22 protein-coding genes and 1 pseudogene are annotated in these 24452 nt (G+C 59.5%); 5 read left to right on the forward strand and 18 right to left on the reverse strand.

What is annotated here, in order from left to right; translation table 11 throughout:
* Positions 1-111: 111 nt before the first annotated feature.
* Together KGB03_RS24805 and KGB03_RS24810 are read right to left on the reverse strand one after the other, a co-directional pair.
* A complete protein-coding gene (locus KGB03_RS24805; protein WP_223529627.1) occupies positions 112-3210 on the reverse strand; it encodes an efflux RND transporter permease subunit in 3099 nt (1032 codons plus the stop codon).
* Positions 3211-3225: 15 nt separating this feature from the next.
* Positions 3226-4395: an efflux RND transporter periplasmic adaptor subunit gene (locus KGB03_RS24810; protein ID WP_411740349.1), complete on the reverse strand. Its 1170-nt coding sequence runs from the start codon at positions 4393-4395 to the stop codon at positions 3226-3228.
* Between the two features lie 264 nt (positions 4396-4659).
* On the opposite strand from KGB03_RS24810, the gene KGB03_RS24815 reads away from it, so the two are divergent.
* Together KGB03_RS24815 and KGB03_RS24820 are read left to right on the forward strand one after the other, a co-directional pair.
* Positions 4660-5361 (forward strand): response regulator transcription factor, encoded by a 702-nt coding sequence (locus KGB03_RS24815; RefSeq protein ID WP_074876325.1) that lies wholly within the window; start codon positions 4660-4662, stop codon positions 5359-5361.
* A 4-nt stretch (positions 5362-5365) separates the two neighbouring features.
* Complete coding sequence (locus KGB03_RS24820; RefSeq protein ID WP_218535331.1) at positions 5366-6667, forward strand: ATP-binding protein; 1302 nt, start codon at positions 5366-5368, stop codon at positions 6665-6667.
* 194 nt (positions 6668-6861) lie between these two features.
* Here KGB03_RS24820 and pncA read toward each other — a convergent pair whose 3' ends face one another.
* From pncA to KGB03_RS24840, 4 genes are read right to left on the reverse strand one after another with little or no spacing between them, the layout of a single operon-like run.
* Positions 6862-7500 carry a bifunctional nicotinamidase/pyrazinamidase gene (gene pncA, locus KGB03_RS24825; RefSeq protein ID WP_218535329.1) on the reverse strand — a complete coding sequence of 213 codons (639 nt, stop codon included), beginning with the start codon at positions 7498-7500 and terminating at the stop codon, positions 6862-6864.
* Between the two features lie 50 nt (positions 7501-7550).
* Positions 7551-8327, reverse strand: coding sequence for an anti-sigma factor family protein (locus tag KGB03_RS24830; RefSeq protein WP_223529631.1), 777 nt, complete (start codon positions 8325-8327; stop codon positions 7551-7553).
* Positions 8324-8821, reverse strand: a complete 498-nt coding sequence (locus KGB03_RS24835; RefSeq protein ID WP_218535379.1) for an RNA polymerase sigma factor — start codon at positions 8819-8821, stop codon at positions 8324-8326. The genes KGB03_RS24830 and KGB03_RS24835 overlap by 4 nt, the downstream gene beginning before the upstream one ends.
* Positions 8822-8875: 54 nt before the next feature.
* Positions 8876-9412 carry a tetratricopeptide repeat protein gene (locus tag KGB03_RS24840; protein ID WP_223529633.1) on the reverse strand — a complete coding sequence of 179 codons (537 nt, stop codon included), beginning with the start codon at positions 9410-9412 and terminating at the stop codon, positions 8876-8878.
* 107 nt (positions 9413-9519) lie between these two features.
* Here KGB03_RS24840 and KGB03_RS24845 point away from each other — a divergent pair.
* Positions 9520-9639: pseudogene (locus KGB03_RS24845) on the forward strand (SAM-dependent methyltransferase); the annotation flags it as partial.
* A 120-nt stretch (positions 9640-9759) separates the two neighbouring features.
* Here KGB03_RS24845 and KGB03_RS24850 read toward each other — a convergent pair.
* The 5 genes from KGB03_RS24850 to KGB03_RS24870 all read right to left on the reverse strand — a co-directional run bounded on the left by KGB03_RS24850 (position 9760) and on the right by KGB03_RS24870 (position 13912).
* The gene (locus tag KGB03_RS24850; protein WP_223529635.1) at positions 9760-10713 is read right to left on the reverse strand and encodes a D-2-hydroxyacid dehydrogenase family protein; all 954 of its coding nucleotides are present in this window, start codon (positions 10711-10713) and stop codon (positions 9760-9762) included.
* A 13-nt stretch (positions 10714-10726) separates the two neighbouring features.
* Positions 10727-11752, reverse strand: coding sequence for an alpha/beta fold hydrolase (locus KGB03_RS24855; RefSeq protein ID WP_223529637.1), 1026 nt, complete (start codon positions 11750-11752; stop codon positions 10727-10729).
* A gap of 85 nt (positions 11753-11837) precedes the next feature.
* The gene (locus KGB03_RS24860) at positions 11838-12272 is read right to left on the reverse strand and encodes a YqaA family protein (RefSeq protein ID WP_192408359.1); all 435 of its coding nucleotides are present in this window, start codon (positions 12270-12272) and stop codon (positions 11838-11840) included.
* A complete protein-coding gene (locus tag KGB03_RS24865) occupies positions 12272-12718 on the reverse strand; it encodes a DUF411 domain-containing protein (protein ID WP_033055117.1) in 447 nt (148 codons plus the stop codon). The genes KGB03_RS24860 and KGB03_RS24865 overlap by 1 nt, the downstream gene beginning before the upstream one ends.
* A gap of 198 nt (positions 12719-12916) precedes the next feature.
* The gene (locus tag KGB03_RS24870) at positions 12917-13912 is read right to left on the reverse strand and encodes an aldo/keto reductase (RefSeq protein ID WP_223529639.1); all 996 of its coding nucleotides are present in this window, start codon (positions 13910-13912) and stop codon (positions 12917-12919) included.
* 118 nt (positions 13913-14030) lie between these two features.
* On the opposite strand from KGB03_RS24870, the gene KGB03_RS24875 reads away from it, so the two are divergent.
* Positions 14031-14957 (forward strand): LysR family transcriptional regulator, encoded by a 927-nt coding sequence (locus tag KGB03_RS24875; protein WP_223529641.1) that lies wholly within the window; start codon positions 14031-14033, stop codon positions 14955-14957.
* Here the strand turns inward: KGB03_RS24875 and KGB03_RS24880 are convergent.
* The 5 genes from KGB03_RS24880 to KGB03_RS24900 form a co-directional block, all read right to left on the reverse strand.
* A complete protein-coding gene (locus KGB03_RS24880) occupies positions 14946-15899 on the reverse strand; it encodes a GNAT family N-acetyltransferase (RefSeq protein ID WP_223529652.1) in 954 nt (317 codons plus the stop codon). The two genes, KGB03_RS24875 and KGB03_RS24880, sit on opposite strands and share 12 nt — an antisense overlap.
* Positions 15899-17188, reverse strand: a complete 1290-nt coding sequence (locus KGB03_RS24885) for an AMP-binding protein (protein WP_223529643.1) — start codon at positions 17186-17188, stop codon at positions 15899-15901. Before KGB03_RS24885 ends, KGB03_RS24880 begins: the two co-directional genes overlap by 1 nt.
* Before the next feature lie 67 nt (positions 17189-17255).
* Complete coding sequence (locus KGB03_RS24890; RefSeq protein WP_223529644.1) at positions 17256-19658, reverse strand: aldehyde dehydrogenase family protein; 2403 nt, start codon at positions 19656-19658, stop codon at positions 17256-17258.
* 1 nt (position 19659) lies between these two features.
* Positions 19660-20790: an acyl-protein synthase gene (locus tag KGB03_RS24895; protein ID WP_218535278.1), complete on the reverse strand. Its 1131-nt coding sequence runs from the start codon at positions 20788-20790 to the stop codon at positions 19660-19662.
* Positions 20791-20811: 21 nt separating this feature from the next.
* Positions 20812-22053: an MFS transporter gene (locus KGB03_RS24900; protein ID WP_223529646.1), complete on the reverse strand. Its 1242-nt coding sequence runs from the start codon at positions 22051-22053 to the stop codon at positions 20812-20814.
* A gap of 537 nt (positions 22054-22590) precedes the next feature.
* Here KGB03_RS24900 and KGB03_RS24905 point away from each other — a divergent pair.
* Positions 22591-22779 (forward strand): hypothetical protein, encoded by a 189-nt coding sequence (locus KGB03_RS24905; protein WP_008024801.1) that lies wholly within the window; start codon positions 22591-22593, stop codon positions 22777-22779.
* 19 nt (positions 22780-22798) lie between these two features.
* On the opposite strand, the gene KGB03_RS24910 is transcribed toward KGB03_RS24905, so the two are convergent.
* The gene (locus KGB03_RS24910) at positions 22799-23170 is read right to left on the reverse strand and encodes a fe2+ zn2+ uptake regulation protein (protein ID WP_111450070.1); all 372 of its coding nucleotides are present in this window, start codon (positions 23168-23170) and stop codon (positions 22799-22801) included.
* Positions 23171-23385: 215 nt separating this feature from the next.
* The gene (locus KGB03_RS24915) at positions 23386-24390 is read right to left on the reverse strand and encodes a FecR family protein (RefSeq protein ID WP_223529648.1); all 1005 of its coding nucleotides are present in this window, start codon (positions 24388-24390) and stop codon (positions 23386-23388) included.
* Positions 24391-24452 lie beyond the last annotated feature (62 nt).

A 24452-nucleotide genomic window follows, 5' to 3' on the forward strand; every position in this document is an offset into this window, starting at 1 on the left:
AAATGTGGGAGCGGGCTTGCTCGCGAAGGCGGACTGTCAGTCAACATTGATGTTGAATGTGACGACCCCTTCGCGAGCAAGCCCGCTCCCACAATAGGTCGGTAGTGTGGGTTAGATCTTGTTATGGCGCTTGCGGACCAATTTCATCACCACCACAAAAAACACCGGCACAAACACCACCGCCAGCGTCGCCGTAATCATCCCGCCAATCACCCCGGTGCCGATGGCTTGCTGGCTCGCCGAACTGGCCCCGGTGGCAATCGCCAACGGGACCACACCCAGAATGAACGCCAGCGACGTCATCACAATTGGCCGCAGTCGCAGGCGCGCAGCTTGCAGCGTGGCGTCGATCAGGTCGTGGCCTTCGTCGTACAGGCTCTTGGCGAATTCGATGATCAGGATCGCGTTCTTCGCCGACAGCCCGATGATAGTGATCATTCCAACCTTGAAGAACACGTCGTTGGGCATCCCGCGAAAAGTCACGGCCAGCACCGCGCCGAGCACGCCAAGCGGCACCACCAGCAGCACCGAAGTCGGAATCGACCAGCTCTCATACAACGCGGCCAGACACAGGAACACGATCAGCAACGACAAACCGAGCAGGATCGGAGCCTGGCTGCCGGACAAGCGCTCCTGCAATGACAACCCGGTCCATTCCTGCCCCAACCCCGCCGGCCCTTGGGCCACCAGACGCTCGATTTCCGCCATGGCTTCGCCGGTGCTGTGACCGGGCGACGGTTCACCGGAAATGCTGATCGCCGGGTAGCCGTTGTAGCGAGTCATTTGCGCCGGGCCCTGGGTCCACTTGGCCTGGACGAAGGCCGACAACGGCACCATTTCCCCGGTGCTGTTGCGCACGTGAATCTTCAGCAGATCGGCGACCTGACTGCGATGATCGCCTTCAGCCTGCACCACCACCCGCTGCATCCGCCCTTGATTGGGGAAGTCGTTGATGTAGGCCGAGCCGACGGCGGTGGACAGCACGTTGCCAATGTCGGCAAAGGACACGCCCAGCGCGTTGGCCTGTTTGCGGTCGACTTCCAGTTGCACCTGCGGCGCTTCGGCCAAGGCGCTTTCGCGCACGTTCATCAGGATCGGACTTTTCTCGGCGGCAGCGAGCAATTCACTACGCGCCTTCATCAGCGTGGCATGGCCGAGACCGCCACGGTCCTGCAAGCGGAACTCGAAACCGCTGGAGGTGCCCAGGCCATCCACCGGCGGCGGCAGTACTGCAAACGCCACCGCGTCCTTGATCTGGCTCAACGCAATGTTGGCGCGGTCGGCAATGGAACTGGCCGAGTCGTCGCTGCCCCGATCAGACCAGTCTTTGAGGGTGGTAAACGCCAGCGCGGCGTTCTGCCCGCTACCGGAGAAGCTGAAACCGAGAATCACCGTGCTGTCGCCGACGCCGGGTTCAGTGGCGTTGTGGGCTTCGATCTGCTCGACCACCTGCACCGTGCGGTTTTTGCTTGCACCCGGCGGCAGCTGAATGTCGGTGATGGTGTAACCCTGATCCTCCACCGGCAGGAACGAGGAGGGCAGGCGGCTGAAGCACACGCCCAATCCGATCAGCAGCACGCCGTAGATCAGCAGGTAACGGCCCGTGCGTTTCAACGCATAGGCGACCCAGCCCTGATAACGCTCGGTCAGTTGTTCGAAACGCCGGTTGAACCAGCCAAAGAACCCGCGCTTCTCATGATGTTCGCCCTTGGCAATCGGCTTGAGCAGCGTCGCGCACAACGCCGGGGTCAAGGTCAGGGCGAGGAACGCCGAGAACAGAATCGACGTCGCCATCGACAAGGAGAACTGCCGGTAAATCACCCCGACCGACCCTTGCATGAACGCCATCGGAATGAACACCGCGACTAGCACCAGCGTGATGCCGATGATCGCCCCGGTGATCTGCTTCATCGCCTTGCGCGTGGCCTCTTTGGGCGACAGGCCTTCGGTGGCCATGATTCGCTCGACGTTCTCCACCACCACAATCGCGTCATCCACCAGGATGCCGATTGCCAGCACCATGCCGAACATGGTCAGCACGTTGATCGAAAACCCCAGAGCCAACATGGTCGCGAAGGTGCCCATCAGCGCCACCGGCACCACCAGGGTCGGGATCAGCGTGTAGCGGATGTTTTGCAGGAACAGGAACATCACGGCGAACACCAGCAACATCGCCTCGCCGAGGGTGTAAACCACCTTGGTGATCGAGACTTTGACGAAGGGCGAGGTGTCGTACGGGATCTTGTATTCCACGCCAGCCGGGAAGTAGCGCGCCAGTTCGTCCATCTTTGCCCGCACCAACGTGGCAGTGCTCAAGGCATTGGCGCCCGGTGCCAGTTGCACACTGACGGCGGTCGACGGTTTGCCGTTGAGGCGAGTGGAGAACTGATATTCCTGACTGCCGATCTCGACACGCGCCACGTCTTTGATGCGCACAGTGGAGCCATCGGGATTGGCTTTCAGGACGATGTCGGCGAATTCTTCCGGCGTCGACAACTGGCCTTTGACCAGAATGGTCGCGGTGATTTCCTGGGTGGTGCGGCTCGGCAAATCGCCAATGCTGCCGGCAGAGACTTGAGCGTTCTGCGCGACGATGGCAGCGTTGACGTCGGCTGGCGTCAGGTTGAAACCGATCAGTTTCTGCGGGTCAATCCAGATCCGCATGGCCCGTTCGGCGCCATACAACTGCGCTTTGCCGACGCCGTCCAGACGCTTGATCTCGTTCATCACGTTGCGCGCCAGGTAATCGCTGAGCGCCACGTCGTCGAGCTTGCCGTCGCTGGAGGTGAGGGTGATCAGCAGCAGGAAGCCGGCGGAAACTTTCTCCACCTGCAAGCCCTGCTGCGTCACCGCTTGAGGCAGACGCGACTCGACCACTTTCAGGCGGTTTTGCACATCGACCTGCGCCATTTCCGGGTCCGTGCCCGGCTGGAACGTGGCGGTGATGGTGGCGCTGCCGAGGCTGCTCTGGGATTCGAAATACAGCAGATGGTCAGCGCCGTTGAGTTCTTCCTCGATCAGGCTGACCACGCTTTCGTCCACGGTTTGCGCCGAAGCACCGGGGTACACGGCGTAGATTTCGACTTTCGGCGGCGCGACGTTGGGGTATTGCGCCACCGGCAACTGTGGAATGGCCAGGGCGCCGGCCAACAGGATGAACAGGGCAACCACCCAGGCGAACACCGGGCGATCGATAAAGAACTGCGGCATAAAGAAGCGTCCTGCTTACTGACCAGAAGCCTGGGCAAGTGGAAGAGGGGTGTCGTCGATCTGCACTTTTTCGCCGGGACGGGCGTGCTGCAGGCCTTCGGTGACGATGCGGTCGCCGGGCTTGAGGCCGCTGGTGACAATCCAGCGATCGTTCTGCACGGCGCCCAGTTCGACCGGTTGCTGGCCGACCCGCTGCTCGGCGTCGAGCAACAGCACTTGGGCAATACCGGCACTGTCACGCTGGATGGCCCGTTGCGGCACGCTGATGCCTTGTTGGTTGACCGCTTGCTCCAGACGCACGCGCACGAAGCTGCCGGGCAGCAAGTCGAGGTCCGGGTTGGGGAATTCGCTGCGCAGAATGATCTGACCGGTGCCGGGGTCGACGGTGATGTCGGCGAACAGCAACTTGCCGGGCAACGGATAGAGACTGCCGTCGTCCTGGATCAGCGTGGCTTTTACCTGGTCCTGACCGACCTGCTGCAAGTGGCCGGAACGGAACGCCCGGCGCAGGTCGTTGAGTTCGCGGGTCGATTGGGTGAGGTCGGCGTGAATCGGGTTCAGTTGCTGGATCAATGCCAGCGGTGTGGTTTCGTTCTGCCCGACCAGTGCGCCTTCGGTCACCAATGCGCGGCCGATGCGCCCGGAAATCGGGGCGGTGACGGTGGCGTAACCCAGGTTGAGTTTCGCCCGTTCCACGGCGGCTTTGTTCGCGGCGACGTCGGCAGCGGTTTGACGGGCACTGGCCCGGGCGTTGTCATAATCCTGACCGCTGATGGCATTGCCTTCGATCAACTGCGCGTAACGCTGCTCTTGCAGGCGCGCCTGGAACGCATTGGCTTCAGCTTTGCGCAGCGCCGCTTCAGCGCTGTCCAGGTCAGCCTTGAACGGCGCCGGGTCGATACGGAACAACACTTCGCCTTTTTTCACATCACTGCCTTCACGGAACGCCCGTTGCAGCACCACACCGGCAACCCGGGCGCGGACTTCGGCAATGCGTGGCGCGGCAATCCGCCCGCTCAGTTCACTGGTGATCGACAGGGGGCTGGCTTGGATGGTTTCGATGCGAACCGTGGCCAGAGGTGCCTGTTCTTCGGCCGTCGAGGCCTTGTCACAAGCGCTCAGCGTCACCGCCAGTGCAATCAGGCTGAGCCTGGCAAGCAGATTCTTTGACATGTAATACCCCAATAATGACCCCCCGCATCCTACGGGGAGGCGACGAGGGTAGCGGTGAAGCTTTGTAGGCGCTGTGTGAAATTGTGTAAGGGTTTTACTCAGGCGGGCGTGAGGGCGTATATCCTTGACGGCTTGATTACGTTTGCGCCTGCCAGGTCGCCTTCGCGAGCAAGCCCGCTCCCACATTGGATTTGTGAACACCACAGATCCAATGTGGGAGCGGGCTTGCTCGCGAAGAGGCCGGACCAGGCACCACTGCACTCCCTGGAAACACCCATGCCCAACATCCTCCTGGTCGAAGACGACACCGCGCTCTCCGAATTGATTGCCAGCTACCTGGAACGCAACGGCTATAGCGTCAGCGTGATCAGCCGTGGTGACCATGTGCGCGAACGTGCGCGGGTCAATCCGCCGGACCTGGTGATCCTCGACCTGATGCTGCCGGGGCTCGATGGCCTGCAAGTCTGCCGCTTGCTGCGCGCCGACTCGGCCACGTTGCCGATCCTGATGCTCACCGCCCGCGACGACAGTCACGATCAGGTGCTGGGCCTGGAAATGGGCGCCGACGACTACGTCACCAAACCCTGCGAACCGCGCGTATTGCTGGCCCGAGTGCGAACGTTGCTGCGGCGCAGCAGCCTGATTGAACCGCAGACGGCCAACGACCGCATTCTGATGGGCAATCTGTGCATCGACCTGTCCGAGCGCACCGTGACCTGGCGCGAGCAATTGGTCGAACTGTCCAGCGGTGAATACAACCTGCTGGTGGTACTCGCCCGGCATGCCGGCGAAGTGCTCAGTCGCGACCAGATTCTGCAACGCCTGCGCGGCATCGAGTTCAATGGCACCGACCGCTCGGTAGACGTGGCGATTTCCAAGCTGCGGCGCAAGTTCGACGACCACGCCGGCGAGGCGCGCAAGATCAAGACCGTGTGGGGCAAGGGTTACCTGTTCAGCCGTTCCGAGTGGGAATGCTGAGTCGATGTTCAGAATCCTGTTTCGCCTGTATCTGGTGACCATCGTCTCGTACAGCGCGGCGATCTATCTGGTGCCTGACGTGGTGATCAAGGTCTTCCAGGAACGCTTTGTCACCTACAACCTCGACTATTCCCGCGGGCTGCAAACCCTCATCGTCAAACAGTTTCACGCCGTGCCCCCGGAGCAGTGGCCGGCCTTGGCCGCGGAGATGGACAAGGAATTCCAGCCGCTGCACATCGTCCTGACCGGTAACGACGATGCCGATTTCACCGCTGATGAGCGCAAGCGTTTGCAGCGTGGCGAGAACGTCGTGCGCATTGGCGACTGGGGCTGGCGCACCTTGGCGGTGTCGCCGCTGAACGAGCGGACGGTGGTGGAGATGGTCGTGCCGCCGGACCCGATGGACGTCAGCCTGTTGTACTGGAGCATCAACGTGCTGATCGGCGCGACCATGCTCGCCTGTCTGTTGCTGTGGTTGCGCCCGCACTGGCGCGACCTGGAACGCCTCAAAGGTACGGCTGAACGTTTCGGCAAGGGCCACTTGAGCGAGCGCACACAGATTTCCAAAAGCTCCAACATCGGTAGCCTGGCCAACGTCTTCGACACCATGGCTGGCGATATCGAGAATCTGCTCAACCAGCAGCGGGACCTGCTCAATGCCGTCTCTCACGAATTGCGCACGCCTCTGACACGACTGGATTTCGGCCTGGCGCTGGCGCTGTCCGACGATTTGCCTGCTGCCAGTCGCGAGCGTCTGCAAGGTCTGGTCGCGCACATTCGCGAACTCGATGAGCTGGTGCTGGAACTGTTGTCCTACAGCCGCCTGCAAAACCCGGCGCGGCTGCCGGAGCGGGTCGAGGTGTCGCTGGATGAGTTTATCGACAGCATCCTTGGTAGCGTCGACGAAGAACTGGAATCCCCGGACATCGTTATCGATGTGCTCCTGCACGGACAACTTGAACGCTTCATCCTCGACCCAAGGCTGACGGCTCGCGCTATTCAGAACCTGCTACGCAATGCGATGCGCTACTGCGAAAAACGCATTCAGATTGGTGTGCAGGTGTGTGCCAAGGGGGCTGAAATCTGGGTGGACGATGACGGGATCGGTATTCCGGATGAGGAGCGGGAGCGGATTTTCGAACCGTTCTATCGGCTGGATCGCAGTCGGGATCGCGCCACGGGCGGGTTTGGTCTGGGGTTGGCAATCAGTCGGCGGGCGTTGGAAGCTCAGGGCGGCACGCTCACGGTCGAAGCCTCGCCGTTGGGTGGGGCACGGTTCCGTTTGTGGTTGCCCACCTCAGCCTGACGCACTCTTTGTAGCAGCTGTCGAGCCTGCGAGGCTGTGGTGAGGGGATTTAGCGAAACGTCGCACCGCACCGCCCCGTTCGGCGGCGAAGCCGTCGTAATCCATTGGACGCGGTGTGGCTGGAAAAACAGGGGCCGCTTCGCAGCCCAACGGGGCGGTGCGACGTTTCGCTCAATCCCCTCACCACACAGCTGCTACAGGGGGTAATCTGGCACTTCGGTTGATGGAATCAACCCAACCCCAGCCACCTGCATCCGCTCTATCGCCGAGGCCAGAGAGCCTTCCAGATCAATCGCCCGACACGCATCCATCACCACAAACGCGTTAAACCCCGCCGCCCGCGCATCCAGCGCAGAAAACATCACGCAGAAATCGAGTGCCAGCCCAACCAGATAAACCGTGTCGACACCGCGCTCCTTCAAGTACCCGGCCAAGCCTGTGGTGGTCGTGCGGTCCGCCTCAAGAAACGCCGAGTAACTGTCGATGTCCGGGTTGCAGCCCTTGCGGATGATCAGTTGGGCGTGGGGCAGGTCCAGATCCTTGTGCAACTCGGCACCGGGCGTGGCTCGCACGCAATGGTCCGGCCAGAGCGTCTGTTTGCCATAAGGCAGTTGAATCACGTCATAAGGTGCGCGGCCTGGGTGGCTGGAGGCGAAGGACGCATGTCCGGCCGGATGCCAGTCCTGGGCGATGATGACTTGGGTGAACCGGGCGCCGAGGCGGTTGATCAGCGGGACGATCCGATCGCCCTCCGGCACCGGTAGATGGCCGCCGGGGATGAAGTCGTTCTGTACGTCGATGACCAGCAAGGCTGTGCGTGAAGAAATAGGCATGGGTAGGCTCCTCCTTGGAAATGAGACACCCAGCATAGTGACAAAACGGATCACGCGCTCAGCCGACCTCTCAACAATTTCGCCATGTCCTCCAGTTCCGCCACCGGGTTATGCCCGATCAACATCCAGGCATGTTGCATGTCAGCCCAATAGACAATGTTCATCCCGTACCGGCGCTCCTGGGCGAAATGCCGGCTGCCGCTGTTGGAGCGGGTGACGCACAGCGCCATGGGGCCGTGCGCCGGGTCCAGATAGGTGATTTGGGCAATGGCGACCCCGTCGTACTCGAGGATTTGCGCGCGCTTGAACTCGGAGCGTGGCAAGGCCAGTTGTGCCGGCACAAGATTCAGGCCCAGACGCGCATCGATGGTCCGCAGTTGCACCCGCTGAGCGGCTTCGTCAGTGGGCAAGTGGTCCAGGGTTTGCGGCACGTAGAGCGACATGTACTCGGCCACCAGTGCGCGCCAGTTGTTCTTTTGCTGGCTCAACTGCCAACCGAGCAACAGCCGGTCCGCCACCACGCTACACACCACCAATCCGGCGGCCGCGGCGAGAAACCAGCGCCGATTCATGGCCGGGCGTTCAGGTGAAGGCAAGGTGTCGAGCATCGATTGCAAGCGGTCCACGGGCGCCTGTCGGCCCAATTCATCGTAGGCCTCCTTGAATGGCAGGCTGCTGCGGGCCAGCCATTGCAGGCGCAGGTTGAGCGTTGGGTCTTCAAGGATGGCCGCGTCGATGCGGGTGCGCTGATCGCTGTCGAGCTGGTCGTCGAGATAGGCCACCAGTTGCTCATCCGAGGGGAACGTCGGGCGTGCATGATCGTTCATCGACGTTCTCCAGTGTAAGGATTCGGCACGGTGTGCAATGGCGGGTACTCGGCCAGTTTCGCGCGTGCCGCAGCCAGGCGACTCATGACGGTGCCGATGGGCACGTCCAGCACCTCGGCCACTTCGCGGTAGGACAAACCTTCGACATAGGCGAGAAACACCGTTTCCCGCTGGGATTCGGGCAGGGCATCCACACGCCGGATCACCTGAGCTGCGAGGACATGGGTTTGCGCCGCGTATTCACCATCGAACGACAAGGCGTTGTCGGCATCCACCAGCCCCTGTCCATGACGCACTCTTCGGGAGCGAACTTCGTTGAGCCAAATCGAATGCAGAATACTCATCAACCAGCGGTCCATGCGGGTGCCCGGGACAAACTGCCCGGCACGTTCAAGCGCCCGCACGCAGGTGGCCTGCACCAGGTCTTCGGCGACATGCCGTTGCCGGGACAGCAGCAGGCCGTAGCGCCATAAACGCGCCAGGTGCTGGCCCAGTTCTGCCCGTATTGCCTGATCGCTGGCGATGGCGACCTCCGTCTGCTCGGTGTGTCAGGTTTGCGATGAATCATTGATGGCTTCGGCCAGGTCCTGGTATTCCTCGCAGGTGGTGCTGCCGCAGATGGATTTGATCTGCTGCAACTGTTCCTGAGCGAGGTCCAGCCGACCTTTGATCACATACGCTTCGCCGAGGTATTCGCGAACTTGCGCGTAGTGCGGGTCAAGTTTGACCGATTGCAGGTAATAGCTGATGCCTTCGTCGGTGCGCCCCAGTTTACGCGTGGCGTAGCCGCGATAGTTCAAAGCCTTGGCGGTGTTTGGCTGTTTGAGGGTGTCGAGCAGAGCCAGCGCTTCCTCATAGCGGCCGTCCTTGGCCAGGCGATAGGCGTAATCGGTGCGGTCGGCGTCCGGGACCAGGCTGCTGGTTTGCTTGAGGCATTTTTGCGACCGGGAGTCGAAGACCTGCCCTTTGGGGCAATTGGGTTTTGCGGGGGTGTCATCGCCACCACCATTGGCGAACGCCAGCGAACTGGACAATGCGACTGCCAACAGCAACTGGACAGTTAACGCAGAGAAACGGGTGTTCATGGGCGATGCTCCACAGGTTAGTTCTCAGGGGCGATGCAAGGTGAACACCACAGGCTGAACAATTATTCATTTCTTTCTGGCGGTCTGTGCTAGGAAAGCTCAGATCGAGGGCGAAGGTTGATGCACAGTTGAGAGCGCTGATTGCCGGGGAGCCTGAACTTCGTGGAAGGGACGTAGTGACGGTTCCTTATGAGACGGTGGCGTTTGTAGCGGTGAAGGGCAGTTAAATCGGTGGGAGGTCATTCGCGAGCAAGCCCGCTCCCACATTGATTTTGTGAACGACACAGATCAAATGTGGGAGCGGGCTTGCTCCGGGCGGCGTTCCGACGAAGAACGATGACTCGGTATCAGCTCAGTAGACGAATCGGTTCTCCCGCAGACCAGGCCTGAATGTCCTCAATCATCTGCGAGAAAAACTGCTGGTAGTTCTGCTGGCTGACATAGCCGACGTGGGGCGTGGCCAGCACGGTGTCCAGGGTTCTGAACGGATGATGAGGCGGCAAGGGTTCCTGCTCGAAGACATCCAGTGCAGCGCCTGCCAGTCGCCGTTTCTGCAACGCCTTGATCAACGCTGCCTCATCGACAATCGGCCCGCGTGCCGTGTTGACCAGCAGCGCCGAGGGTTTCATCCAGTCCAGCGCCTGGGCGTCCACCAAGCCACGGCTACGCTCGCTGAGCACCAGATGGACCGACAGCACATCGGCCTGTTCGAACAGTTCCTGTTTACTGACGTAGGTCGCGCCGACTTCGGCTGCGCGTTCGGCGTTCAGGTTCTCGCTCCAGGCAATCACCCGCATGCCGAACACCTGGCCGAACTGGGCAACGCGAGTGCCGATGCTGCCCAGACCCAGGATCGCCAGGGTCTTGCCGTGCAGGTCGCCACCCAGGCTTTGCTGCCATCCCCCTGCGCGCAGGGCGTTGGCTTCGACCACAAGGTTGCGGGTCGCCGCCATGATCAGCGCCCAGGTCAGTTCCGGCGCGGCGTGCTTGTAGCTGTCAGTGCCACAAACCTGAATGCCCAGCGCAGCAGCGGCTTTCAGGTCCAGGGCGGCGTTGCGCATGCTGCCGGTAACCAGCAGCTTGAGTTTCGGTAAGCGCCGCAGCAGGTCCTCATCGAACCGGGTGCGTTCGCGCATCACGCAGATCACCTCGAACTCGCCCAGTCGTGCTGCCAGGGTTTCGTTGTCGGCAGGGTAGTCATGGAGGAAGCTCACTTCACCGATGTCGTCCAGCACCGACCAGTCCACCACGTCACGGGCCACGTCCTGCCAGTCATCAATCACCGCAATCTGCACTGCCATCAGCCTTACCTCATCAATGAACGGGGTTGGTTTTGTTCAGCCAGGCGAGCAGGGCCTGGTGGAATTGCGCCGGTTCTTCCATTTGCGGCGCGTGGCCCATGCCGGGGAATTCGACCAGCGTTGACCGGGGAATCAGTTTCGCTACCTGCTTGCCGAGGACGTCGTAGTGACCGAGTTTCGCCTTGACCTCGGGCGGTGCGATGTCGCTGCCGATGGCCGTGGTATCGGATGTACCGATCAGCAGCAGGGTCGGCATCTTCAGGTCCTTGAACTCGTAGTACACCGGTTGGGTGAAGATCATGTCGTAGATCAGCGCCGAATTCCACGCCACCTGCGTATGCCCCGGTCCTTTGTTCAACCCGGCGAGCATGTCTACCCAACGATCGAATTCCGGCTTCCAGCGGCCGCCGTAATAGGTGTTGCGTTCATAGGTGCGAATGCCGTCGGCGGTGAGTTTCAGCTCGCGCTCATACCATTGATCAACCGTGCGATAGGGCACGCCGAGGGCTTTCCAGTCTTCCAGGCCGATGGGGTTGACCAGTGCCAGTTGTTCGACTTGATCGGGGTATTGCAGCGCATAGCGAGTGGCAAGCATGCCGCCGGTGGAGTGCCCGAGAACACTGGCCTTTTGAATGCCCAGGGCCTTGAGCAATTGCTGGGTGTTGGTCGCCAGCTGCTGGAAGCTGTACTGGTAATGGTCGGGTTTGCTGGAGGTGCAGAAACCGATCTGGTCCGGGGCAATGACCCGGTAACCAGCCTCACTCAGGGCCTTGATCGAACTGTCCCAGGTGGCACCGCAGAAATTCTTGCCGTGCATCAACACCACGCTGCGTCCATTGGCCTTGCCGTGGGCGGCGACATCCATATAACCCATTTGCAAGGATTTGCCTTGGGACTCAAAGGCGAAATGCTTGACCGTGTAGGGATACTTGAAACCTTGCAGCTCCGGCCCGTATTCCGGGCCTTCGGCGTGGGCGATGACAGGCAATGCAGCGGTCAGCAGCAGGCCGGGCAGCCAGCGGAAGCGGGTGAGGGACATGGGCGAACTCCATTGGAAATCGGCCGATGCTGGATCGGCGTGATTAGGGCGACATTAAACACAGGCAATCGCCGTGAATGATCGTTCAACCCATCCAGCCCACTGTGGCCATGGCCAGCACACCATAACGGGCGCCTTTGGCAAGGGTCACGATCAGCAGGAATCGCCCCAGCGGCTCGCGCATCACGCCGGCCACCAGGGTCAGCGGATCACCGATCACAGGCACCCAGCTCAGCAGCAACGACCAATGACCGTAACGCTGATAATGGACTCGGGCTTTTTCCAGATGGCGCGGGCTGACCGGAAACCAGCGCCGATCACGAAACCGCTCGATACCGCGCCCCAGCCACCAGTTCAGCAGTGACCCCAGAACATTGCCCAATGTCGCTACGGCGAGCAGCGACCAGAGCCAATACTTGCCGCTGAGCAACAGCCCCACCAATACCGCTTCGGACTGCAAGGGCAGCAGGGTGGCTGCGCCGAATGCGACGAAGAACAGCCCGATGTACGCACCGAACATCAATGGGCGGGGTAGTCCGCCACCACGACGTCAGTGCCGTCTTTTTTCAGACCGATCACTTGATACGCATCACTCATGCCGTCCATTTCCATGCCGGGTGAACCCATGGGCATGCCGGGGGCGGCAACGCCCAACAGATCGTTGCGCTTGCTCAAGGCCAGCACCTGATCGGCGGGGACATGACCTTCAACGAATTTGCCGTTGATCAAGCCGGTATGGCACGACGCCAGGCGCGGAGGCACGCCGTGCTGTTGCTTGAATTCGCTCATATTGGCTTCGACGTGATCGTCGACTTTGAAGCCGTTGGCTTCCAGATGGCTGATCCATTTTTTGCAGCAACCGCAATTGGCATCGCGGTGAACCTCGATCGGGATCAGGTCGGCAGCCTGGGCCAGGGAGGAAATGAACAGGGCGCTCAGGGCGACCAGACGCAGGTGGGTTCGCATGGGGAATCTCGTCTCGAATTGCGGCCAAAAAAATGCATTCTGACCATTTTTTTTGGCCAGGCATTCAAGGAGTGTTTCGAAGTAATACAAAACTGGGCAGCCTTGATCATCGTAGATCAAAGCTGTCAGTCAGATGAGGCGCACATTACAAGATTGTCAGGTTGGCGGCTGAGCGCCTGCGCTCAGGGTAAGGCGGGATTATCGCTCGAGCAACTCCATGACTTCTTCCGGGTAACGTAAGCCAGCCGTGGCATTGGCCGGGAATATCGCTTCCAGCGCTTGCAAGTCTTCGCCGCTGAGCTTCACATCCAGCGCGGCCACATTTTCTTCCAGGTATTTACGCTGTTTGGTTCCCGGAATCGGAATCACGTAATCGCCCTGAGCCAGTACCCATGCCAGCGCCAGTTGGCCGGCGGTCACGCCTTTTTCTGCGGCCAGGTCCTGCACTTGGCGCACCAGCAACAGGTTTTTGGCGAAATTCTCGCCTTGAAAACGCGGGCTGAAGCGCCGGTAGTCGTCTGCCGCGAAATCATCAGGGCTTTTCAGCGCTCCGGTGAGAAAGCCACGGCCCAAAGGGCTGTAGGGGACGAAGGCAACCCCCAGGCGCTGACACGCAGCCAGACAACCGTTTTCATCCTGGTCACGGCTCCACAACGAATACTCACTTTGCAGCGCACTGATCGGATGAACCTTGTGTGCCCGCTCAAGCGTTGCGACCGAGGCCTCGCTCAACCCCAGGTACCGAACCTTACCGGCTTTCACCAGTTCGGCCATGGCACCGACGGTTTCTTCGATGGCCACCTGCGGATCGATGCGGTGCTGGTAGTACAAATCCAGGGTCTCGACACCGAGGCGCTTGAGGGTGCCGTCGATAGAGGCGCGAATGTACTCCGGTCGGCCGTTGACGCCCCGCGCAACCGGATTGCCCGGGTCGCGGACGATCCCGAATTTGCTGGCCAGAAACACCTGGTCGCGTTTGCCGACGATGGCCTTGCCGATCAGTTCTTCATTGGTGTGCGGGCCGTACATATCGGCGGTGTCGAGCAGGTTGATCCCAAGCTCCAGCGCGCGGTGCAGAGTGGCCGTGGCTTCGCGGATGTCCACACCCGTCGTGTAGAAATCGGTCATGCCCATGCAGCCCAGACCCATCGCGCTGACGAGTGGACCGTTTTTGCCCAGTTGACGTGTTTGCATGAAATCAGCTCCCTGTGAATGTGGCGTCCATTGTTGACCTCGACAGAAACAAGATAAACCGGCTAAAACTGCTATCACTGTTCGTCATTTCTAAATAATCAGCCGGTAAGCAGAAGCAATGGACCGTTTTAACGCGATGCGCGTGTTCACCCGAATCGTCGAGCTGGGCGGTTTCGCCAAGGCGGCGGATAGCCTGCAATTACCCCGGGCCTCAGTGACCATTCTGATCAAGCAGCTGGAGGCGCATCTCGGTGTGCAGTTGCTGCAACGCACGACGCGGCAGATAAGCCTGACGCTCGATGGAGCGGCCTATTACCCTCGTTGCGTACGGTTGCTGGCAGACCTGGAGGAAACCGAAGCGGTGTTCAGCGCTGCACGCAATAACCCCAAGGGGCTGTTGCGCGTTGACATGCCGGCGGGCGTGGGACGCTTGATGGTGATCCCGGCATTACCGCAGTTTACTGCTCGATATCCCTTGATCGAGCTGGAAATAGGCTTGAACGACCGGCCTGTCGACCTGATACGCGAAGGCGTCGATTGTGTGCTGCGGGGCGGCGACTCACTGGACGACTCACTGGTGGCGCGGCCGTTGGCCATGCTGGACCAGGTCACGTGTGCCAGCCCCGACTACTTGAAGCGATTCGGAACGCCTCAGTGTCTGGCTGACCTTGAAGGCCATCAGATGGTGGAGTACTTCTCCAGCAGCAATGGCAAGCGTTTTGGGCTGGAATTCATGGTTGATGATCAGGTTCAGCTCATTAATCTGCCCAAGCAAGTCTCGGTCAACAGCGCCGATGGTTACCTGGCCGCTTGTGAGGCGGGGTATGGTCTGGTCCAGACCCCGTATTACCACGTAGCCCGCCAGTTGAGCGAAGGCCGTTTGTGTGAAGTCCTCAGGACGGTGCCGACACCAGGGATGCCGCTGACGGCGCTTTACCCGCCACACCGCCAGTTGTCCCGGCGGGTGAGGGTGTTTGTCGACTGGCTGGTGGAGCTTTGTGCGCAGCCGGGCAATGACTTTTATCGAAAAGACTCACGCGGCTGAGCGGGCTCTGTTCAGCGCTTCGGCGCTACTTTGCATGTTGGCGTTTTGCTGTAAATCGTCATGCAAGCGTTGCATGTGCGGGCAGTGCAGGTTGAGGTGTCGAGACTGTACCCCTCGATGAAACAGTGCGAACCACCCATGGGGGGTTGATGCAGGCATCAGCCCGGTAAAGGTGAAGCCAAGGGCCGCCAAATTGCGAAAGTCCTGGGCAAAGTGCCGTGACAACTGAAGTTTGGTCGAGATCAGCCAGTGCCTGGGCAACTGCCGGATCTGCTCAAGCAGACGTTTGGTCAAACGCTGAATGACCATGTCGAATCTTTTATGGTGTTGCTTGAGTTGCAAGGGCAGAGAAGACAACGGCGTCGTGTCCGGATGAGTCCCGAACACGGAACACAGGTGCTGCATAAACCCCCGGCAGCTGTCAGGCCATGGGATGTCGGGGAGTGGACGCGTATGTCCTTCGACGACATGACAACCCATCACGATGGTTTCCGGCAGCGGCTCAGCGAAGGGCGAAGGGACGTAGTCAGGAAGCAAACCCGTGCTGTGGAAGCCGAGGTTTGCTGCCATGCGTTGCGTGTAGGGATGGTGTGTCACTTGTTTGATCGAGACGCTCTTGAACCCCATGGAACCTGACCGCGACAGCAACTCCCGTCCCAGGCGGGTCGCGATACTCTGCCCCTGCGCGGCGGGATGCACCACACTGAGGGCCAGCTCGGTGGTGTCCGCGGGTATGTCATGGCACAACGCGGCATGCCCTAAAACGCGTACGTCGTCCACCGCCAGCATCGACTTCCAGCGCCCCTCGGCATTGTGCTGATTGATCATGTTCGGCAAGTAAACATCCGGTTGCACGTAATGATCGCCATAGACCTCGCGAAACAACTGGCTCACGGCACATGCGTCGGATGGCCGATAGGGTCGAAAAATCAAATGCGGCATCATGCGGGCTCCGGCGACAGTGCGTCATACACGCGCAAGTCCAGGACCCGCAGTTGTTTGCCGGAGCGTGGGTGAAGCTTCAATGCGGTGACCGCACAGGACAACACTCGCAACTCCAACAGGCCCTCGCGGCACAGTTTCTCGATGGCGGGATAGTGTTCAACCAGCGCCGCGTACAACGCTCGGCACACCGGTACGGTGGCCATTGATAGCGCCGAGGGCACCCACTTCACACTCAAAATATCTTTGTAGCCGTCATGTTCGATCAGCAATTGCCATTGGTCGTTGTGGGCAATGCGCTGGACGATCTGCTGGATGTCATCGATCAGCAGCGACAGCACCCCGACGCGCACTCGCTGGCTGTGCACGCTACGCCCCTTGAGGGCGAATTTGCGATTTGGGGTTGAGCCGGGCTCGCGCCAGCACGCGCGGTCGCCTACTGGGTAACGCAGCAGTGGCATGAGCCGGCGGGTCAGACTGGTCACCACCAACAGTCCGGTGCGATCGCATTCTTCGATGACTTCGCCGGTGAGTTCATCGACGATCTCCAGCAAGGTTTGTGGTTCAAACACCCGATGCTCGCCCAAGGCGCAGTCGCGGCCGCTGGCCCCGATAAGGCCGGCGTCTACACTGGCGTAGCCAATGGACGCAATGCGCACGTTGGGAAATACGTCGGAGAGGATTGCCACCTGCTGGGCAAACAGGCTTTCGCCGCCATACAGCAACGTATCTACCCCGCACAGTACTCGCCGATGCTGGTTCAGATAGGCAGCGAATCGCAGCAACTGTGCCGGGACGCCGACCAGCACGTTGATCTGATGCTGATCAATCGCATCGGCCAATACCTCCAGCTCGACTTGCCCGGTAAATGGAAACTCGCAGATCGATCGCCTGACGTGCGCCAGTGAGTCGTGGATGAACAGAAAACTGGCGTAAAGATCACCGGAAAAGAACAAATTGGCGACACGGTCGCCGTCGTTCAGCTGAGAGGAAATACTTTCACCGAACGTACTGACCAGTGCTTGCCATTCGTTATAGGTGTACACCGTCAGTTTGCCCTGGCTGGTCGATCCGCCGGTTTTAAACACCAGCGCATCATCGACCTTTCCGGTCAGGACCGGCCAATGACTCAAGTCATTGCTGTCAGCCCAATAGTCCACGGCGTTGGTCAGCGGTAGATCTTGTAACGTAATGCCCTGCGGCGGTAAGTGTTCCAGTTGCTGGCGGTAGAAGTTTGAATGTCGCCGTATATAAGACAGCAGTTGTTCGAGCGAATAAGTTGATTTCACTGGATTCTCTTTTTTTATCAGGCGTCTAGACGGTTAAAAAACAAGTTGTGAGTAGTTGGCGGTATTTTTATTTTCTTTTATCAATCACCAACGGTGTTTTGCCGCTGTGTTTGTTTCGATTGAACGCTTGTTCCGTGCACACTTGAACTTCGACAGTGACCAGGTTGGCGTTTACTGCATTGGCCAGCGCTTCATGGCTCAGCAATGCGTTGCGAACCTGGTTGATGTCTGCATCCGTTAGAACGTTGAGTCGCTCGACGCCATCAGGGGTGTGGTCCAGAACAAGCTGAATGGGCGCGCCGACGCTATCCTGCAGAGCCGAGGGCGAAATGAACTCCGTGCCCATTCGCACCAGTTTGCCGTGGCGCTGGAGCAGTTCGAAGCGGGGTGAGTCCAGCCCACACGGACAGGCTCCGGGTATCCAGCGACCGGTGTCTCCAACGTCATACCGGCGCACTGTTTGGCCTTGCCGTGCTCGTGAAGTAAACAGCAGGCGACCGATCTCATTGGCCTGAACCGGTTCATCCTGTTCGATCTGCACGATTTCCAGATGCTGGGTATCGCACATCAAGTGAAACACCCCGTTCGCGGTGGCTGCGCACGCATGCCCCAAGGGGCCTGCGTCGACGGAACCATAGATCGCCGAGCGGATCATCGAGACCCCGCAGCTTTCCATGAGGCTGAGGCTGGTTTGACCCGGATGCTCGCCGCCAAGGAACACTTTGCTGATACCTGCGTACCTGCGGAGTCGAGCCTGCTCGTTGAAGAACAGACGATGCAAGGTGCTCGGCATGCCAATCAGCACGGTGACACGCTGGTCAACGATCAATTGGGCGATTTCGCTGAAGTCATCGTCCTGGGGCGCACCCATGGGGAAATGTGTGACGCCCATCTGTTCCAGTATTTTGGTGAAACTGAGGAACCCCCCGTACAGGCTGCCACCGTAAAACAGGTTCATGACCCGGTCCTGTGCAGGGTCGAGCCCGGCGGCGAACAGGCCGTCGGCCGCTGCGCGCATCTGCCGTTGAAAGTCGCGATAGCTGAAACCGGCGAGGGCCGGCGTGCCGCTGCTGCCTCCAGAGCGAAAATACAATTGCGCTGCGGTGCCCATCGGCTGGGTCGCGAAGGCGTTTTTGTCCATGATCGGCGCATGGGTGGTGTCGGGGGCGGAGGGGACCGGGTCGAGCGTTGCACGGCCCGTCAGCACATCAGGTGCCAGACTCACCGAGAGACGGCGACTCAGACGCGTCAACGCATAGACACCATCATGCGGCTCACCGGCGTAGCCGTCATGAATCCCCGCGCAAGGCGCAATACGGGTGACCCCAGCGTTGACCAGCGTTCGCACAAGTCCTGGCGTTTCTGTCGCAGAGCAAATCAGTGCGCAGCTTTGCAGGACCGTGCGCCAGGGCAACAGCGTCTCGGCGATCAAGTGTTGCGGTACGGGCTTGAGTAATACCGTACGAAACAGCGGCGAAGGCGCGAGCGTCTGATGATGTTCCCAGATGATCCGCCATCCGCGGCCGGCCCAGACCTGGCCGCTCTGGTTCGCAAAACAGTAATCCAGTTGCGCCATGGCCGTGCGGGTGGTGATTTCGCACGCTTCCTGGTCCGTGGGCACCAGCGCCGGCCAGTGCGATGCACGACGCTTGAAGGCTTCGCTCAAACGTTCGCCCAGGTCCTGCAGGATGGCCGGATCATTGCTGTCCACCAGCACCCATTGCGGACTGGAACACGCTTGTTGATCCAGACTGCACACCTCATCCACCAACGTATCCAGCGCCGAAGGGCTGGCGGCGTCAGGCGACAGATAAGCGAAACTGATCCGGTGCCCCCAATCGATCCAGCGACATCCGGCGGGGATCTGCTGACGAATCGCTTTGAGCGCCTTTTCACCGCCCCAGGCTGATACGCCATCGGCCTGAGCGCAGAGTTCGGCTATCCGGGAAGTGCCCACGGGCAGCACCGCGACGAACTCGGCAAGCCTGCCGCAGGTGTCGCACTTCACCAAGACAGCCAGCAATTGCGCAGTCAAACCCGCATCGCTGGTGCTGGGGCGTAACCAGTTGATGTTACCGGCCAGCAGGCTTTCGAGAACCGCGCAGAACGCGAGCATCGGCGCATTGCCTGGCGTCACATGCACCACCAGTCCCAAGGGGTGCCAGCTTTCAAAGTGTGGCTGCTGGTAGTCGATACGCCTCAGCGAACGGGGTTGCGAACCCAGTTCTCGCTCAAGCTTCATGTTCAGGTTGCTGCGCTGGCAGAACTCGATCAGCCCCTGACGTTGATCGTCGTCCAGAGGCAGGTTAAGGCTGCGAGTCTGTAATTGCGTGGCGAAACGAGCCGCGGCTTCGATGACGGTCTCGCTGTCGATCGGTGCAGAAAGCAACCCGGGCAATTGTTTTCGAAGGCTGTCGAGGGCGATTTGCGGGGTGACGTCGTCACGCAGTTGGCCATTGATGAGGTACATATCAAGCCCCTCCCAACAATTCGGAAGCCGCCATGGCGCAGCTGCGACTGGCGGTGGTGCCAGCGCGTCCGTGCAGCTCGAACCAATCGGTCGTCAGGCCGCATCCGCAATGTGCGCCGGGGTGTAATGTCGCCAGATCGCCCATGACCACAGCGTGAGCAGGGCTTGACGAAATGTACGGGCAGACGAATTCCAGCAAGCCGCGCTGGCCGTATGGCTGGACCGTGAAATCGGATGGGTTGCGCACGAAAACCTTCGAGTAAATGGGGGCATGAAAATGATGGCGGGCACATTGGATATAGGGCACGGCATGCTCGACGGCACCGTAGCCATCCCGACAGCGGGACAGGTCGATACCTAATTGCCGATTGATTCGGGCATACAGCTCAAGCAGGGGAATCTCTTGTGCTGCCTGGGTTTTCCAGCCGCCCCCCAAAAACACCAAAGACTGAGCGGGAAGCTCAAGATTCGGTGCGCAGGTGTTTTCCATGTGCTGTAGCGCATGGGAAAGGAACGCCGGAAATCCGAGAATCCGCACCGGCAATCCCTCGTCGGCAAACTCCTGCAAGGCGCGAATTACGCCAAACAGGTCGAACTCGTGACCTTTACCCGTCCGGCGTAATCCGTAGACGACCCGATTGACGGGCGCATAGCTGCAGAGAAACTGGTCGGTGTAAGCAGTGCCCAAGGTGATGGCAGCCTCGGGCTCGTAGCTCAGGAGCAAATAATTGCAGGGGCTGTGCGGAGTATCCCAGCCGTAATGCCGGAAAATGTGGCTCACCATGCCTTGAGCCGCTGCCATGCTGCGAGGGTCATAGCGCATGCGACTTTTCTGGCCGCTGGTGCCCGATGAGGTCAGCTCCAGCGCGCCTTCGCCGGTGGGGCCAAACAACAAGCGACGTTTGAAATAGTTGGCGAAAATCGGTGGCAACCTGGACCAGTCATCCAGTGTCTCCAGGTCCTTTGCATCGAGCCCGTTAGCGTTTAGCCAGCGTTCGTAGCCAGGCGTGTGGTGACAATGAAACAGGCTGATTTCCCCCATCGCTTGGTCGAACAGGCCCTCGGGTACGGAATCCAGGCAATAGGGTTGCGTTAACGCGCAGAGCGCATCGGTGTGGGGTAAATGGATCATCAAAAGACCTACTATGTGGTGTCAGACGGCAAGCGCGATGTGAGAGCGCCGCAGAAACAGGCGTAGGGGTGCCAGGCTCAGAAGCCCCGCGATACCCGCCATCCAAGCGAAGGAATCGTGGCTGTCACCGGCACCGGCGGCCGCAATAAGCGAGCCGCCGCCGCCCATGACGGCGATCGAGATCATGCCGATCATGGCCGAGACCAGCCCTTTACTGTCGTCGCTGGCGAACAGCGCAAGCCGGTACAGTGCGGCGTTGCTCATGCCAAGCCCAACGGCGTACAGCGCCAGGCAACTGATCAGCACGACTGTCGAAGCACCGTAGACGCTGACGGCGACTAACGCGATGAGCCCGCCGCAAAACGGCCAAAGCGCGTAGCGAATCAGTTGTGGCAGTTCAACGTTGGCAATCAGTCGGTTGAGGATCAGATTGCCGAGAATGACGGCCGCGAACACCGGGATTTGCCATAGGCCATAGTGCAGCGTTGAAAGCCCCTGGTTGTGGATCAGCAAGAGCGGCGCCAAGCCGATCCAGGCAATCAAGGGCAGGCTCATCACGCCCAGCGCGACTGCGGCGCAAAGGAATGGCGGGTTAGTCAGCAACGCGACATAGCGGCGCACGGTGCCGTGCCATTCAAAGCGCACGGCTTCCAGTCGCTGACCGTCGTGGCGCAAGGTGCCCACGGTTTCCGGCATGAACAAATAAAGACCGAGCCAAACCATCACGCCGCCGATACCCAGCAGTAAAAACAGCTCCCGCCAAGACAACCATTCCAGCAGCAGACTGCCGAGCAATGGCCCCAGCAGCGGGGAGAGCAGCGCAACGTTCCCCAACAACGCCATGATTTTGACCGCGTCGGCTTCGCAGAAAACTTCTTGCAGGGCCGGGTAGCTGACCGCAATGACAAACCCCAACCCCATGCCCTGCATCAGTCGCAAGCCGTTGAACGCATAAATGCTTTGCACGTTGAACGCAGCGGCACAGGCCAGGGCGAATACCGCACAACCGATGAGCAACATCCGCCGGCGGCCGAAATGATCGGACAGCGGGCCGATAAGCCATTGCAGAAGAATGCCGCCGGCCAGATAAAGATTGAAGGCGTAGGGGACATGATCAGGGCTGGCATCCAATTGATGGGTAACGGTCAACATGCCCGGCATGATCATGTCGCTGGCCATATAGGTCAGCAGTTCGAAAAAAGTGATTGCAAGGCAAAAGCCCAATAGATGTCGGGAGCTGATATTGATTAAAGGCTTGTGCATGGCGTCTCTATTCTTGCGCGAAGTTTAATAACGAGTCTTTTGCAACGCGCCGAGATTAATCACGGAACATGAACAGCTCCAATGAACTATTGATACTCAAGGTTTCGATAGTTTTCGTTATGTTTCGATGTTTGAAGGATAGGAAGAGGTAAATATGCGCGTACGAAAAATGCCCTCGACAGGGCGGGCATTTATTTAGCAGTCATCGGATGGGGTATTTAGCTTACGAATGAGGGTTCAACTTCACACTATCGATGGCGATAATACCCCGGCCCGCCACGGTCGTAATGGTGACCGCCGTGCCAGCTAACTTGGGGGGAAACGATGCAGCTGCTCAGGGCCAGGAGAGCGAGCAGGGGGAATCGGCAGTGCGATTCGACGGAACATTTCAAAATCCTCACGGGGCAATAAAGCCAAATCTAGTGATCGGCTGTAACATGAGATCCCGTTTTGTAGCGTCCTATCACCGGAGAAAGGTAGGCCTCAGCACGCGCTCTGATACAAATCGGATACATTTTTCAGGTTCAGGAACTCGCAATGACTCAGTCGCAACGTTTGAAATACTCGATTCTGATCTCCCTCGTGGTATTGGGGATCATGTTTGGCCTTTCGTATCTGCAAAACGCAGGCGTCATCAGCGAGAAGCTGTTTCAGTACATCGCCATCGGCGTGGCGGTGATTGTGGTGGTGATCAATGGTGTGATGCGCCGCAAGGTCAAACCCTGAACGACGCATCTTGCGCGGATCACTCGCGTTGGAGCATGGCTGCAGCGTGCGGATGCAGGCTGTAGCTTTTGTCCGGATTGAGGGTGATCACGCCCTCGCTGCACAAGCGTTTCAACACTTCCCGCACACTGAGAAAGGACAGGGGAATATCCAGGTCCAGCAAGTGGCTGTGTACGCCGCGCACGCCAAGGCTACGGTCGCTTTCGGCGGCGGTCAGCAAGGCGTCGATGACTTTCAGGCGGATCAGACTGGTTCGCAGACCATAGCTTTTGAGCAGCAGCCTGATCCGCTCGTTGCCATTGCGCTCGTTGCGTTGACTGAAAACACCTGAGCCCATGGCAGAGCCCTTTGGCGCATTGCTACCGTCCGTTGGCAGTTGCGAGTTGTACATGCAAAAACTCCTTTTCCGAGCCGGCCAGGAAATGTGATGGGTGCTCTCACTCAATAAGACGTACGAGCAGGGCAAATAATGAAGTCCCGAATGTAGAAAATTTGTCGCCGTCACGTCAGCGGCCTGTGAGATGCCCGTGAAAAGCGCCTTTCACAGCCTAAATTTTTGTCCTGTGTTTCGTTTTGAAGGCCGCACCCCGCAAAGGGTCGCGGCCTTCAGCTTTTCGGGGCTTGTTGCGGAATGGAATTGAGGACCGGATTGCCATCTTTGTTGCGGGTCAGGTAGACCGGCAATACCTTGGGCAGGGAAGCCACCAGGTTGTTGAGCTCTTTGATGTTGTAGATGCCGCCGATGCGAATCGAGCCGGTACTGTGGTCGGCTACCATCACCGGCTTGCTCAAGTAGCGATTGATCAATGGCAATGCGTCGGTCAGCGCCAGATCATCGAGCACCAGTTTTCCGCTACGCCAGGCCTGCGAGTTGTCATTGTCGTAGGTCTGACTGATCCGGGGAGTGATGTCGCCGCGTCTATAGCTCGCCTGCATTGCTGGCTCGAGGCGCAAACCGTCACCCGCAACGGCGTCATTACTGCTCACCAGCACCGAACCTTCTATCAGGTTCACCCGTACCTGATCTTCATATATCCAGACGTTGAATTGGGTTCCGGTGACCCGAATCCTGCCTTCGGCCGCTTTGACAATGAAGGGGTGTTCAGTGTCATGGCTGACGCTGAAGAAGGCTTCGCCTTTTTTCAGCGTGATCCGACGTTGATCCTTGTAGTTGCTGAACGTCAGCTCACTGCCCAGGTTCAATTCCACCTGACTGCCATCGCTCAGGGTGACCTGGCGGACATTGTCGTTCGCCTCGAAATGTTGGTAGGAGTTGGGTAGCCAGCCCAGGTTCCAGCCGCTATAGGCCGCCAGCGGCAACGCCATGGCGCAAACCGTGGCGGCGATACCGAAGGTGCGCCAAGGCATAGCAAGTTTGGCGCGGACCATCGGGGCCACCAAAGTTGTTGGTTGTGGCAGGCCCCCCGCGACATCCCAGATCTCCAGCATCGCCTCGTACTCGAACGCGTGAAGCGGATGAGCGTCATGCCATTGCTCGAATGCCAGCCGCTCTTCAGCAGTGCAATCGATGGCGTGCAGACGCATGCACCAATGCGCAGCGGCATCGGTGATTGCGTCATCCTGGGCTTGCGAGAGTGAGTTGTCGGTCATTGACCCATCCTGATTTCCCGCATTCTAACCTTGAGGGGAAGTCTGCGAGAACAACCGTCATG

It is taken from the genome of Pseudomonas sp. BF-B-26 (genome assembly GCF_019956495.1).
GTDB lineage: Bacteria > Pseudomonadota > Gammaproteobacteria > Pseudomonadales > Pseudomonadaceae > Aquipseudomonas.